General features: G+C 71.1%; 13 protein-coding genes. 7 read left to right on the top strand and 6 right to left on the bottom strand.

Going from position 1 to position 12920, the window contains the following annotated elements:
* Nucleotide 1 precedes the first annotated feature (1 nt).
* The gene (locus tag ACQEV2_RS25880) at nt 2-1168 is read left to right on the top strand and encodes an NlpC/P60 family protein (protein WP_433046020.1); all 1167 of its coding nucleotides are present in this window, start codon (nt 2-4) and stop codon (nt 1166-1168) included.
* Nucleotides 1169-1302: 134 nt separating this feature from the next.
* Here ACQEV2_RS25880 and ACQEV2_RS25875 read toward each other — a convergent pair whose 3' ends face one another.
* Entirely contained in the window at nt 1303-1656 is a 354-nt protein-coding gene (locus ACQEV2_RS25875; protein ID WP_433046017.1) for a hypothetical protein, read from the bottom strand.
* 457 nt (nt 1657-2113) lie between these two features.
* Between ACQEV2_RS25875 and ACQEV2_RS25870 the strand changes: the two genes are divergently transcribed.
* Entirely contained in the window at nt 2114-3175 is a 1062-nt protein-coding gene (locus ACQEV2_RS25870; RefSeq protein WP_433046014.1) for an NlpC/P60 family protein, read from the top strand.
* 21 nt (nt 3176-3196) lie between these two features.
* Here the strand turns inward: ACQEV2_RS25870 and ACQEV2_RS25865 are convergent, their stop codons facing one another.
* Both ACQEV2_RS25865 and ACQEV2_RS25860 read right to left on the bottom strand, forming a co-directional pair.
* Nucleotides 3197-3916, bottom strand: coding sequence for a LuxR C-terminal-related transcriptional regulator (locus tag ACQEV2_RS25865; RefSeq protein ID WP_433046011.1), 720 nt, complete (start codon nt 3914-3916; stop codon nt 3197-3199).
* Nucleotides 3913-5202, bottom strand: coding sequence for an ATP-binding protein (locus ACQEV2_RS25860; protein WP_433046008.1), 1290 nt, complete (start codon nt 5200-5202; stop codon nt 3913-3915). Before ACQEV2_RS25860 ends, ACQEV2_RS25865 begins: the two co-directional genes overlap by 4 nt.
* Nucleotides 5203-5381: 179 nt before the next feature.
* Between ACQEV2_RS25860 and ACQEV2_RS25855 the strand changes: the two genes are divergently transcribed.
* On the top strand, nt 5382-6812 hold the full coding sequence (locus ACQEV2_RS25855; protein ID WP_433046005.1) for a PspC domain-containing protein: 1431 nt from the start codon (nt 5382-5384) through the stop codon (nt 6810-6812).
* Entirely contained in the window at nt 6799-7050 is a 252-nt protein-coding gene (locus ACQEV2_RS25850; RefSeq protein WP_433046002.1) for a hypothetical protein, read from the top strand. Before ACQEV2_RS25855 ends, ACQEV2_RS25850 begins: the two co-directional genes overlap by 14 nt.
* A 56-nt stretch (nt 7051-7106) precedes the next feature.
* Here the strand turns inward: ACQEV2_RS25850 and ACQEV2_RS25845 are convergent, their stop codons facing one another.
* Nucleotides 7107-7637: a DoxX family protein gene (locus ACQEV2_RS25845; RefSeq protein ID WP_433045999.1), complete on the bottom strand. Its 531-nt coding sequence runs from the start codon at nt 7635-7637 to the stop codon at nt 7107-7109.
* Between the two features lie 615 nt (nt 7638-8252).
* A complete protein-coding gene (locus ACQEV2_RS25840) occupies nt 8253-9533 on the bottom strand; it encodes a hypothetical protein (protein WP_433045996.1) in 1281 nt (426 codons plus the stop codon).
* 296 nt (nt 9534-9829) lie between these two features.
* Between ACQEV2_RS25840 and ACQEV2_RS25835 the strand changes: the two genes are divergently transcribed.
* Nucleotides 9830-10714 (top strand): DUF4429 domain-containing protein, encoded by an 885-nt coding sequence (locus ACQEV2_RS25835; RefSeq protein ID WP_433045993.1) that lies wholly within the window; start codon nt 9830-9832, stop codon nt 10712-10714.
* Between the two features lie 49 nt (nt 10715-10763).
* Here ACQEV2_RS25835 and ACQEV2_RS25830 read toward each other — a convergent pair whose 3' ends face one another.
* Complete coding sequence (locus tag ACQEV2_RS25830) at nt 10764-11570, bottom strand: class II aldolase/adducin family protein (RefSeq protein WP_433045990.1); 807 nt, start codon at nt 11568-11570, stop codon at nt 10764-10766.
* A gap of 163 nt (nt 11571-11733) precedes the next feature.
* Here ACQEV2_RS25830 and ACQEV2_RS25825 point away from each other — a divergent pair, with 163 nt between their 5' ends.
* Both ACQEV2_RS25825 and ACQEV2_RS25820 read left to right on the top strand, forming a co-directional pair.
* On the top strand, nt 11734-12360 hold the full coding sequence (locus ACQEV2_RS25825) for a hypothetical protein (protein ID WP_433045987.1): 627 nt from the start codon (nt 11734-11736) through the stop codon (nt 12358-12360).
* Between the two features lie 69 nt (nt 12361-12429).
* On the top strand, nt 12430-12903 hold the full coding sequence (locus ACQEV2_RS25820) for a pyridoxamine 5'-phosphate oxidase family protein (protein ID WP_433045984.1): 474 nt from the start codon (nt 12430-12432) through the stop codon (nt 12901-12903).
* Nucleotides 12904-12920: the final 17 nt, after the last annotated feature.

The raw sequence follows: 12920 nt of genomic DNA, 5'->3' as shown, positions 1-12920 counted from the left end.
CTTGGCGTCGCACCGCAAGTCGCGTCCCGCAGGGACACGCGTAGCAGGCATACGGACCCCCGCCCTCGCCACGGCGGCCCTCACCTCCGTGGCCCTGCTGTCCCAGACGGCCAACGCGAGCCCCTCCACGGACGACAAGCCGAGCCTCGAAGAGGTCGAGAAGAAGGTCGACGACCTCTACCGCCAGGCGGAGTCGGCGACCGAGAAGTACAACGCGGCCAAGGAGAAGACCGCGAAGCAGCGCAAGCGCGTCGACACCCTCCTGGACGACGTCGCCAAGCGCACCCAGGAGCTCAACGACGCACGCGAGGAGCTCGGCCGCAACGCCGCCGCCCAGTACCGCACGGGAGCCGCCGCCCCCGACACCGCGACCTTCCTCCTGGCGGACACTCCGCAGGACTACTTCGACCAGACCCAGCTGATGGACCGTATGACCGGTCGTCAGAAGGAAGCGGTCGACGATTACTTCACGCAGCAGTCCACGACGATGAAGAAGCGTCAGGAGGCCACCCAGAGCCTCGAGACGCTCACCGAGTCGCAGAACGACCTGCAGAAGGCCAAGTCCACGGTCCAGCAGAAGCTGTCCGACGCGCGGGAACTCCTCTCGAAGCTGACGGCGGAGGAAAAGGCACGCCTCGCCGCGATCGAGAAGCGCAAGCAGGAGGAAGCCGCACGCAAGGCAGCGGAGCTGGCCCGGCAGCAAGCGGAGGCGGAGCGCCGGCGCCAGGAGGCCGCCCAGCAGCAGGAGAGCACCGAGCAGCCGTCCGACTCGAGCACGTCGGACTCATCCGCGACGGACTCCTCGTACGCCACCAAGGCCGAGAAGGCCCTGGCCTTCTCCCGCGCCCAGATAGGCAAGCCGTACGTCTGGGGCGCCACCGGCCCCGACTCCTACGACTGCTCCGGCCTCACCCAGGCCGCCTGGAAGGCCGCCGGCGTGGACATCCCCCGCGTCACCTACGACCAGGTCAACGCCGGCACCACGGTCCCCCTCTCCAACGCGCAGCCCGGCGACCTGATCTTCTTCTACGACGACGTCACCCACGTGGGCCTCTACATCGGCAACGGCATGATGATCCACGCCCCGAAGCCCGGCGCGTACGTCCGTGAGGAGTCGATCTACTACGACGGAGAGTCGTCGATCCACAGCGTGGTCCGCCCGGCCTGACGTTCACCCACGCGCGCGTGGCCCACTGCTTCCGCACGCGCGCGTGGCCATCGCAGAGGCGGCACGGACCTACACCGGACGTGGTTCCGGGGCCGGCCCCGGAACCAGGCCAGGAACCGCCCTCGAGACCGAGGTCAGGTCCACAGAACAGCGATGAAGACGTTCGCCGCGGTCAGCAGCCCCACGAGCCCGAAGAGGCCCTTCTCCACCTTCTCCTCGTCCCGCTTCACGTACACGAGCCCGAGGATCACGATCAGCAGCGCCAGCTTCACGCCGATCTTGATGTTGTTGACGGACTGATCGTCCGCCTGGTTGAGCCCGACGAGGATCACCCCGGTGACCAGCATGGTCACGGCTCCGTGCAGCATGGCGGGGACGAACCGGGCGGTGCCCTGACCCATCGCCTTCATCTGCGTGAGGAAACCACCGAGCAGCGCGGCGATACCGATGATGTGCAGGCCGACGAAGAGATGGATGAGTACGTCCATGAAGCCGGAGCCTAATCCGCTGCATATATGCGCCCCATAGCACCCCCCATTCCCGGCGACCCCCGAAACCGCCACATCGGTCATCACCCCGCGTTGACCCGACGCCCCCGTTCCGGGATCACGCTCACTTACGGTCATCCCCCGGTCCGCTCCCGGCACTTCCGCACAACGCGTCACCGACCCGACACGGTGAGGTTTAGCGTCCTCCACCAGGTGACCGGCTCCCCACCGCCGCCCGGGCCAGGGGCGGCAGTCGGACACCACCGCCGAGAAAAGTCCGGCGGCGTCCCGCTCCCCCTGTGTGGGCCGCCGCCGGACGCGTAACCCACCCCGGGGCGGTCGTACGTCCGCTCCCCCAGGCGCTCATACGCCGCCGTTCTCCCGGGGCGGTGATACGTCCGCCGCTCTGGCAGACGCAGCGGGACCAGGCGGTCGCAGGAAAGGACGTGCAGTCCACGTGGCAGCGCATCGAAAGCCCCGTCAGCGCTCGGTCGGCGGCAGTACGGCCCGCACGGCATGGACGATCGCCCTGGCGGGCGCGGCGAGCGCAACCGGCTTCGACGGGACCGGACATGCCGAACCACAGCTGACACCGGCGCAGGTCAAGGCGAAGGTGGACAAGCTGTACCAGGAGGCGGAAGTCGCCACCGAGAAGTACAACGGCGCGAAGGAGAAGGCGGACGCGGCCGAGCGGCGGATCCGGACCCTGCAGGATGAGGCCGCGCGCAGGACGGAGAAGCTCAACTCGGCGCGGGACGCGCTGGGTTCGATGGCGGCGGCACAGTACCGCGACGGCGGTCTCGACCCGGCCCTTCAGCTCGCGCTCTCGGACGACCCCGACCGCTACCTCGACGGAGCGGAGTTCGCCGAACGCGCCGGCAACCGGCAGGCGGCGTCCGTCGCCGGCATCCGCGAGCAGCTGCGGGAGATCGAGCAGCTGCGCGGCGCCGCACGCATCGAACTGACCTCGCTGAAGTCCCGCCAGGCCGAACTGCACCGCCACAAGGACACGATCACCGGCAAGCTGGACACGGCCCGGGGGCTGCTCGCCCGGCTGACCGCCGAGGAGCGCGCCCAGCTCCAGGGGAGCGCGAGCCGCGCCGCACGCTCCTCGACGAGCGCCCGCGACGCCCTGGCAGTCCCCGGCTCCGCCGCCGCACAGGCCCCCAACTCACGGGCTGCGGCCGCCATTTCGTATGCCTACTCCAAACTCGGCAGCCCCTACGTCTGGGGCGCGACCGGTCCGGACGCCTTCGACTGCTCCGGCCTCACCCAGGCCGCCTACCGCGCGGCCGGCCTCTCCCTGCCCCGTACGACGTATGCCCAGATCGACGCCGGACGCCGTGTCTCCCGCTCCGAACTCCTCCCGGGCGATCTGGTGTTCTTCTACTCCGGCATCAGCCATGTGGGCCTCTACATCGGCAACGGCCAGATGATCCACGCCCCGAACCCGTCGGCACCGGTCCGGGTGGCCCCGCTCGACGAGATGCCGTTCGCGGGCGCCACCCGGGTGGTGTGAGCGAGCAGACCGGGACCGGGTTCAGACCAGGCGCCGGGCCGTCGCCCACCGCGTCAGTTCGTGCCGGTTGGACAGCTGGAGCTTCCGCAGGACCGCCGAGACATGGGACTCGACCGTCTTGACGGAGATGAAGAGCTGCTTGGCGATCTCCTTGTAGGCGTAGCCACGGGCGATCAGCCGCAGCACCTCCCGCTCGCGCTGGGTGAGGCGGTCGAGGTCCTCGTCGACGGGCGGGGCGTCGGTGGAGGCGAAGGCGTCCAGTACGAACCCGGCGAGGCGGGGCGAGAACACCGCGTCGCCCTCCTGGACCCGGAAGATGGAGTCGACCAGATCCGTGCCGGTGATCGTCTTCGTCACGTACCCGCGCGCACCGCCCCGGATCACGCCGATCACGTCCTCCGCCGCGTCCGAGACGGAGAGCGCGAGGAAGCGCACGGGCTGCTCCGTGTCCGCCATCAACGCGGCGCAGCGGCGCAGCACTTCGACGCCGCCGCCACCCGGGAGGTGCACGTCGAGGAGGACGACCTCGGGCCGGGTCGCGGTGATGACCGTGACCGCCTGATCGACGTCCGCGGCCTCGCCGACGACCTCGACGCCGGTCTGCTCGGTCCGGCCGATCTCGGCCTGGACTCCCGTACGGAACATGCGGTGGTCGTCGACGAGGACCACGCGCACGTGCCGCTCGCCCGCGCCCCCGCCGGTCGACTCCACAGGCTCGTTCGCCTCGGTCGGGTCGCTCATGACGTCTTCTCCGCCCTCTCCATCTCCAGCTCGACCTCCGTACCACCGCCGGGCACCGCCCTCAGCCGGGCCGTGCCGCCGTTGCGCTCCATGCGGCCGATGATCGATTCTCTGACACCCATGCGGTCGGCGGGTATCGAATCGAGGTCGAAGCCCGGACCGCGGTCCCGGACGGACACGAAGACGGTCTTCCCCTCCACCTCGGCGTAGACCTGCACGGCGCCGCCCTCGCCACCGTACTTCGCGGCGTTCACCATCGCCTCGCGCGCGGCCTGCATCTGTGCGCCGATCTTCTCGTCGAGCGGGCAGTCGCCGACGACCACGACCTCTATCGGAACGCCGTGCTTGTCCTCGATCTCGGCGGCGTTGCGCCGGACCGCGTCGGCGAGGTTGGCGGGTTCGTCGGCCTCGTCCTTGCCGGTGCCCTCGGGTTTGTAGAGCCAGGTGCGCAGGTCGCGCTCCTGGGCCCGGGCGAGGCGGCGGACCTCGCCGGCGTTCTCCGCGTTGCGCTGGATCAGGGTCAGGGTGTGCAGCACCGAGTCATGGACGTGCGCGGCGACCTCGGCGCGCTCCTGGGCGCGGATGCGCATCAGGCGCTCCTCGGAGAGGTCCTGGGTCATCCGGACCAGGTACGGCCCCGCGAGGAGCGTTATGCCGACGAGGACCGCCAGGGCCGCCTGCAGGACGGAGCCGAGGTGCGCGGCGGAGCCCTGCAGCACGAAGATGCCGGAGACACCGGCCGTGACGAGGACGACGCCGCCCGCGGCACGCAGCAGGGTGAGGGTGCGTCGCCGCTTCCCGGCCTCCATCCAGCGGGCCCGCCGGGCGTTGTCCGCCTGGCGCCAGACCAGGGCGACGCCCGCGCCGACGAGGACGGCGGGCAGGAGATAGGCCTTGGCACCATTGCCCAGGTCGACGCTGCCGACGAAGACCATCGCCACGACGACCATGAGGAGCAGCGCGACGATCTGCCCCTTGTCCGGCTTGCGGGCGACGAGTCTGCGGCGGCCGTCGGCCGCGGTCTCGGTGGCGAAGGGCGATGGCCGCTGTGCGTCGACGCCGCCGACGCCGAGCGGCACGAAGAACCAGAACGCGGCATACAGCAGGGCGCCGAGGCCGTCCGCCATGAACAGGCCGACGAAGACGAGCCGCACCCAGATGACGGGCAGGCCGAGATGTCCGGCGAGCCCCCGCGCCACGCCTCCGAGCCAGCGTCCGTCGCTGCTGCGGTAGAGCTTGCGCGGCGGCCGCGGTTCGACGAGGGGCGCTGCTGCGGCTTCCGGCATGCCATCGATGGTCACACGCCCGGACGACCGGAGCATCAGGGTCGACCCCCTAGACTCCCCTGATCTTCGGGGCCCGCCTCGTCGAACGCATCCCGGGCCCTCGCCTCAGGGCCGATATCAGGGTCCGACCAGGGTCGTTCCGACTCCCGCCAGGCCGACCCGCCCGTCACCATGGACACATGACAGATCACCAGCACGCCGCGGACTCCGTGCCCGAGCCGGACGCCGTGCCCACGGGCACCCCGTCCGACGCGGCGTCCGCGCGCGCCGCGGGTGAGGAACCGCGCGCACGCGCGGGCGCGGAAGCAGGAGCGCCCGCCGAAGCGGGCGTACTCGACCCGCCGCACAGGTTCCGGCGGGACCGGCGGCACAAGATGCTGGCCGGCGTGTGCGCCGGGCTCGGGCGGCAGTGCGACATGGACCCGGTGATCTTCCGGATCACCCTCGCCGTGCTCTCCGCGACCGGCGGCATCGGCCTCATCTTCTACGGCTTCGCCTGGCTCTTCGTCCCATACGACGACGAGGACGAGAACGAGGTGCGCAAACTGCTGACCGGCCGCGTGGACGGCCAGGCGCTGACAGCGGTGCTGTTCGCGCTGGTCGGCTGCGGCGTGTTCCTGACGCTGCTGACCAACGGCGGCGTGCTGACCTTCGCCGTGGTCCTCTCCCTGCTCCTCGCGGGCGCCGGCTACTGGTCACGGCACCGCAGCGCCACCGACCCCGACCCGCTCGCCGCCCAGGCCGTCGCCGACGCCCCACCGGAGGCCCAGGCACCGCCGGTCCCCGCCGCCTACCCCTCCTGGTGGCGCGACCCCATCGTCAAGGACGGCACCCACGAGGGCGGCACGGGCTACCTCTGGGGCCCGCTCGACTCCCCCGCCCGCGACATCGCGGCGGCCGTCAACATCAGTCTCGGCACCACCTGGGGCAGCCGCGAGGACATACACACCCGACGCCCTCAGCGGTCGAAGCCCCGTGGCCCCCGCTGGATCGGCGGCTGGGTGTTCCTGCTGGCCCTCCTGGCGGGCACCCTCGGCACGGGCGCGACCTGGGAGGACCACGCCCTGGGCACCAGCCTGCAGACGGGCCTGTCCTGCGCGCTGCTCGTCCTCGGACTGGGCATAGCGGTCAGCGCGTTCCTGGGCCGCACCGGAGCGGGCTCCATATTCCTCGCGGTCATCACCGCGGGCCTCCTGGCCGCCTCGGCAGCACTGCCCAAGGACATCAGCACCCACTGGATCGAACGGAACTGGCGCCCGGCGACCGCAGCGGACGTACAGCAGCAGTACGACGTGGGCACCGGCGTCGGCACCCTCGACCTGACCCGGGTGAAGTTCACCGAGGGCCGGACCGTGACCACCAGGGCCGATGTGGGCGTGGGACAGCTGAAGGTGATCGTCCCCAAGGGCGTGACCGTGAAAGCGAGCATCGACGTGGGCGTGGGAGACATCCAATTGCCGGGCGACGACAAGGGGGACGTGGACGTGGCACCGGGCAAGCACAAGGAGCTGACCCTGGCACCGCCCACGGGCACCAAGGAGGCGGGCACTCTCGACCTCGACCTCAATGTCGGCGTGGGACAGGCGGAGGTGAGCCGTGCTACGTCATGAGTTCCAGCCCGGCCGACTGGTCGCCGGCACCTTCCTGGCCCTCGCGGGCGTCATCTACGCCGGTGACGCGGGCGACGCCTGGGAGACACCGTGGTTCGTGGTGATCCCGCTGGTCATGGGCGGCCTGTTCCTGGCAGCCACGGTGGCGGCCGTGACCCGAGGCATACGCAGACGCCGCCGACCACCCCACAGCACCACCACAACACCCCCGGACCCACAGCCGGACGCACCCCACTGACGACGGGCGGCCCCGCATCCACCCACCAGTAGCCGCCGATAACCCGCCGACCTGGGCTACCGATAGCCTCCCGCCCGCTGTCGTCGCCGCGCACGGAGTGCGGCGTCCACCGAGAAAATGGGGGCGCCCGCGAGGACGAGAGGCAGCCAGGCCATCAAATAGGCCAGGTCATTGCCGTAGTAATACGGATCGGAGGCCCAGCTCACCGTCAACCACAGACTCAGCGAGATGAGCGCACCGCCGAGCGCCGCCAGCCGGGAGAGCAGCCCGATGAGCGTGCCGATCCCGACGGCCAGCTCACCGAAGGCGATGGCATAGCCGAACCCAACGGGATTCTTCAGAGCCAGGTCCACCAGGGCCGGAATGGCCGAGGAATCACGAACGGCACGCATCATGTCGCCGATCGATCCCGAGCCGGAGCCCTTCATGAAGGCGCCGTCGGTGAGTTTGTCCAGGCCGGCGTAGATGAACGTGACGCCGAGGAAGACCCGGAGCGGGAGCAGTGCGTAACGGGTTGCGGTGTCCCGCCAGTCCCGGCCGCCGTCGAGGTAGGGGAGGTGCGTGTCCGTGTGCATACCGTGAGTCATCGCCCGTAGCCGCCTCTCGCCCGCCGTGCCGTGACCCCTCAATGGACCATACGTACGCAATGGCTGCGCCGCTCAATCCTGTACCGCCCCCCGTATTCTCCGACTCCGCCCGCCTATGGGAACCCCCGCGTCGCGAGGGTGGGTCGCGCAGCCCGGCGCTGGCGGGGTGCCGCTGCGCCCACCCGTGCCGCCCCAGCGGCACGACTGCCCGCAGCGGGGTCGGCATGACGGCCCGCAGCTACGCAGGCTGTGGCGGACCGCGGCTGGGTGGGCGTGGCGGCCCGCAGCTACGCATGCTGCTGCGGCCATTAGGCGGTGGCGCGTACCCCCGTGGGCCCGCAGTCGCCCACGGCGGCAAGGGGACGTGCCGGGGGGGTGTCCGCCCGCAGTGGCCGGCGTCAACACGCAGCACCTCCTGGCCTAAGTCCAGCCGCCGGTCCGAGGACGGACACCCCCCCCCGGCACGGCCCCGACCCACCCACCGCCCCGTAGGCGCTACGCGCACCCCCACTCAGGAACACAGGCCGCCGCAGGCATCAACGCGCACCCCCACCGACCCCGCACAGGCCGCCCGCAGGCACCCCCGGCCCAACCGCCGGAGGCACGCCGCAACCGTCATTCGGTCACATCAATCGCGTACCGATTCGTCTCCACCCCCGCCGCAGTAACCACCTGCACCTCCACCCTCCCCGGCTCCACATCCGCCGGCACAGGCACCGTCAACACCGCATCCGTCGGATTGCTGAACCCCCCGGCCACCGGCACCAACGGCACATGCACATGCACCGCCCCGATCCGCACCACCATCCGCGACAACCGGTCCGCCCCCTGCGCCCCGGGCGGCACAAACCCGGCCCCCCGGATCTCGATGTCGTCCCCGGTACGGATCGGCCCGTCCAGATCCCCGGCCTCCCGGGCCCGCACCACCGACAGGATCACCGGCCGACCCCCTTCCGCGTACTTCCCGGCCAGATACGTCGCCGCCGAGATCAGCACGACGACCGCCAACCCCCACGGCAGATCGGGCAACTGATCCGGCCGCCGCGCCAACCGCACCGCCGCGAACAGCAAGGCGACCCCGCCGATCACGACGTACTGGATGTCCGCGAACGTCCCCCGCCCCGCATCGTCCGTCAGCAGATCCGCCGCTCGAGGCCGGTCCGCCCGCAGCTTCTGCAGCCGCTGCCCGAGCACCCGCACCCCGACCACCCGCCGCACGAGCATCGCGATCGCCGACACCACGGCGAGCACCGTCACCACCCCGGCGCCCCGCCCGAGCTCAAGACCCGCGATCAGCGCATCCCGCTCCGCGTGCCCGGACGCCGCCGCCAGCCGCCCCACCAGCACGAGCACGGCGTAGGCAAGGAACAGCACCCAAGCCCCGGCCACCGCACGCGACGTCGACAGCCGGTTGTCCTCACCGATGACCGGCGCGAGCGCCCCACCCCGCGCCCGGTGGAACCACGAGGCCGCGGTGAGCGCCCCGGCCGTCACCAGCGCCGCCAGCAGCCCGGCCGTACGCGCCGCCGTCCATCCCACCCCGATCGCCGTGAGCGCCTGCACCAGCAGCAACACCACGACCAGGCCCCAGACAACGCACGCCGTACGCCACCACAGCCGCGCCAGCCATGCCGCGCCCTCGGCCCGCCCGCGCTCGGCGACCAATTCCGCCGACTGCGTCAACTCCTCGGAGACCCACTGCCGGGAGGCGGAGGCGGAGTGGGCCACCGCGGCCGGCAGCCCCTGCCCGGCCGCGAACTCGTCCCGCTTCAGCAGGAATTCGGCGACGGCCCGCCGATGCCCCGCACGCGCCCCGTGCGGACAGTCCCCACAGGCGCAGCCGCCCCCGTGCGCGCCCCCTGCCGCGCCGCTCTGCCCAGCCTCCTGCACCGCCACGCCCGATGCCCGCCTTCCCTGTGACCTCACGCCTTACAGCCCTCACGGCCTTATAACCTCACGACCCCACGATCGGCAGCCCGTCTCAGATACCGGCCACCACAACCGCCACCCCGATGCCCGGCCCACCACCGCCGGACCACCACCGAGCCCGCGACCGCCCCACCACCGCACGACTCACAACTCCCCCACGCCGCCAGCGAATTGTGCCCTACCTCACCCACCCCACGCCCGACAGCCCCCTCACCCCGGGTGACCAACGACCCGCGTGTTGACCCGGCTGCGAGAATTTCTCTATGGCCGAGATCATCCAGCGCGACGGGACCTGGGCCTTCGACGGCACAACGGTCCGGATCACGCCGGGACTCCACCGCTCCGTGCCGCTGTTCCGGCAGACGTACGGAGAGATCGCCGTACCCCTGGAAGCCGTGGCGAGCATCGTCTTCGAACCCGAACGCAAACGCGGGCGCCTGCGCATGCGGCTGCGGGAGGGTGCCGACCCGCTGCTCCAGGCGACCGGCGGCCGGCTGCCCGACACGGCGGATCCGTACCGGCTGACGGTGGACATCGACCGTACCGGGGTCGCCGAGTACGTCGCCGAGGAGATCCGCCACGCACTGCTCCTGGAGCAGATCCCCAAGGAGCCGGCCAAGGCCTACCTCCTCCCCGGCCCGCCCGTCCCCGTCTCCGTCCGCTCCTCCGACGGCACGGTCTCCTTCGACGGCGCCCAGGTGCGGATCGACTGGTCCGACACGTCCGACCGGGTCAAACGGGCGACCGGCCCGAGAATCATCAACGTCGGTGACCTCGTCCAGGTCGAGTGGCTGCCCAACTCCGGCTACGAGGACGGCTTCCTGCGCTTCGTGACCCGCGAGACGGTGTTCTCCAAACTGCCGCCGGAGAAGGACCCGTACGCCCTGGACCTGTGGGGCAGCGCCCGCCGTGACCTGCTCACCGCGCTGGTCGCCACCGCGGTCACCGCCCGCCTGCCGCACCCGTCCAGCCGCACCGGCATCGAGCACGCCGACCGCGACCGGCTGGCGGCGTCGGTACCGCCCCCGGCCGACCACCACGACATACTGCTCCGCAGGCTGCGGGAGTTGGGAGAGCTGCACCGGGACGGGGTGCTCACGGACGAGGAGTTCGCCATGACGAAGGCGGTCGTCCTGCGGGGTTTCTGACCGCGAGCCCCATGCCTGCCCACCGTCACCGGATCTTCCTGGGGACCCGTCAGCTCAGCAGATCCGGTTCGCTCCGGCTGATGTCCTGCCACAGCGGCTGGTAATTGATCCACGCGACCAGATCGCCGCCCAGCTGCTCGCGGGTGGCCACGGCCTGCTTGTGGTCGATGAGGACCGGGCGGCCCGCCGCCCGTGCGGTCAGCTGCACCTGGCAGGAGCGTTCCATCGACAGGAACCACCAGGCCGCCGCGTCCACCGAGTCGCCGACGGTCAGCAGCCCGTGGTTGCGCAGCACGAGCGCCTTGTGCGAGCCGAGCGCGGTCGCGATCCGGCGGCCCTCCACGGCGTCGACGGCAACCCCCGAGTAGGCGTCGTAGAGGGCGTGGTCCTCGTAGAAGGCGCAGCTCTCCTGGGTGATCGGGTCCAGCAGCTCCCCCAGCGCCGCGAGCGCCCGCCCGTGCACCGAGTGGCAGTGGGCGACCGCGACGACGTCCGGGCGGGCGGCGTGGACCTGGGAGTGCACGGTGAAGGCCGCCTGGTTCACGTGGTAGCGGCCGTCGATGACCTGTCCCTCGGAGTTGGCGAGCACGAGGTCGCTGACGGTGACGTGCTTGAACGGCATCCCGAACGGGTTGACCCAGAAGCAGTCGCTGAACTCGGGATCGCGCGCCGTGATGTGCCCCGAGACCCCGTCCTCGAACCCGAACCGCCCGAAGATCCGCAACGCTCCGGCGAGCCGTTCCTTGCGGTGCCGGCGCTCCTCCTCGACCGAGTCGTGCATCGGCGGCATCGCGAACTGCAACCGGTCGGTCGGCAGCGGTGTGGGCGGAGTCGGCCCGAGGGGCGTCCCGTGCATGTGTCCTCCAGCACTGGGGTGCTTTACGGGGCGGAAGTTACCGTCGGTCAGCGCAAGAGAACAGACATGTTCCGTGAAGATGACGCACGCAACCCTCGCCCGGGCTCATGGGTCTGGTGTGCGGAACCAGAAGTTCAGCGTCACTTTTCAGCCAGGAGCCCTCGTGAGCCTCGCCGACCGCCGCGTCACCGCCCTCATGCGCCAGATCGCGTCCCAGGACGTCGTCGAGCTCGTCCACCCGTACGCCCGGTCGCGGACCCTCGGCGCACTCGCGTACCTCGCCGAGTGCTACGGCTTCCGGTACGCGGACGTGCGCCGCGTCGGCGAGAACAAGACCCTGCACGTGTACCTGGTCCGTGACACCGACCCCCGGGCACAGCAGCGTGCGGCGGCCAACGCGGCCGCGTTCCCGCAGGCGGGCGCGGGAGGCCCGGTCCCCGGCATGCGGCCGGGTTCGCTCACTCCCGTCCCGGAGGCGCAGCCGGACGTCGACCTGATCACCGCGCTCATTCGGTACGACTCCCTCGGGGCGGTGGGCGATCGCAAGCGCCTGCTCACCATGGCCTGGGGCTCCGCGGCCCTGTTCCCGCTCCTGGCCCTGCTGACCGCCAAGCCCGCGGTCCTGCTCCCGCTCGCCGTCCTGATGCCGGCGCTCCTGCTGGGCGCCCTGCGCCTCAATACGACCCGGCGCGTGAAGCTGGCTCAGCGGCTCACGGCGGCCGGATACACGCCGGTCCGGGACGAGGCGGGCCGGGAGAGGTACGTCCGCCCTGTGCCGTACGCGGCATGACGCCGCCGTCAGGGCCGACACCCCGCATACCCGACAGCAGATGTCGGGTATAGGCGCCACACTCGCCGTATGACAGCGAACTGGGCAGCCTTCACCACCGCCGAACCCGCGCTCGCGAAGATCGTCGAAGAGCGCTTCGGTGCCTTCACCCACCATGTCCTGGCCACGCTCCGCAAGGACGGCTCCCCGCGCACCACCGGTCTGGAGGTCCGCTTCCTGAACGGCGAGCTGTGGCTCGGCATGATGCCGGACTCGCTCAAGGCGCTCGACCTGCGCCGCGACCCGCGTTTCGCGCTGCAGGCGAACCCCGGGGAGGGGCAGAGCATGGGCGGCGGTGACGTGCGGATCAGCGGTCGGGCGATCGAGATCGACGATCCGCGGACCAAGGCCGCATACGGCGAAGAGGTGGAACCGCCGGAGCCGTTCCACCTCTTCCGCACCGAGCTGACGGAGGTCGTCAGGACCTACGTCGAGGACGACAAGTACCTCGTCGTCCAGGTCTGGAAGCCCGGAGAGCCGGTGCGCACTCTCAAGCGGACGTGACCTTCGAAGCCGGGAGG

The sequence above is a fragment of the Streptomyces sp. CA-251387 genome (assembly GCF_050936625.1).
GTDB lineage: Bacteria > Actinomycetota > Actinomycetes > Streptomycetales > Streptomycetaceae > Streptomyces.
Note: the sequence above shows the minus strand (reverse complement) of the source record. Positions and strands in the feature narration are given on the sequence as shown.

Excerpts from the sequence above, each read along its gene's own strand:
- ACQEV2_RS25875 (WP_433046017.1), bottom strand. The coding sequence starts at position 1,656 with ATGGACGTACTCATCCATCTCTTCGTCGGCCTGCACATCATCGGTATC.
- ACQEV2_RS25865 (WP_433046011.1), bottom strand. The coding sequence starts at position 3,916 with ATGAGCGACCCGACCGAGGCGAACGAGCCTGTGGAGTCGACCGGCGGG.
- ACQEV2_RS25860 (WP_433046008.1), bottom strand. The coding sequence starts at position 5,202 with ATGCCGGAAGCCGCAGCAGCGCCCCTCGTCGAACCGCGGCCGCCGCGC.
- ACQEV2_RS25855 (WP_433046005.1), top strand. The coding sequence starts at position 5,382 with ATGACAGATCACCAGCACGCCGCGGACTCCGTGCCCGAGCCGGACGCC.
- ACQEV2_RS25845 (WP_433045999.1), bottom strand. The coding sequence starts at position 7,637 with ATGACTCACGGTATGCACACGGACACGCACCTCCCCTACCTCGACGGC.
- ACQEV2_RS25835 (WP_433045993.1), top strand. The coding sequence starts at position 9,830 with ATGGCCGAGATCATCCAGCGCGACGGGACCTGGGCCTTCGACGGCACA.
- ACQEV2_RS25830 (WP_433045990.1), bottom strand. The coding sequence starts at position 11,570 with ATGCACGGGACGCCCCTCGGGCCGACTCCGCCCACACCGCTGCCGACC.
- ACQEV2_RS25820 (WP_433045984.1), top strand. The coding sequence starts at position 12,430 with ATGACAGCGAACTGGGCAGCCTTCACCACCGCCGAACCCGCGCTCGCG.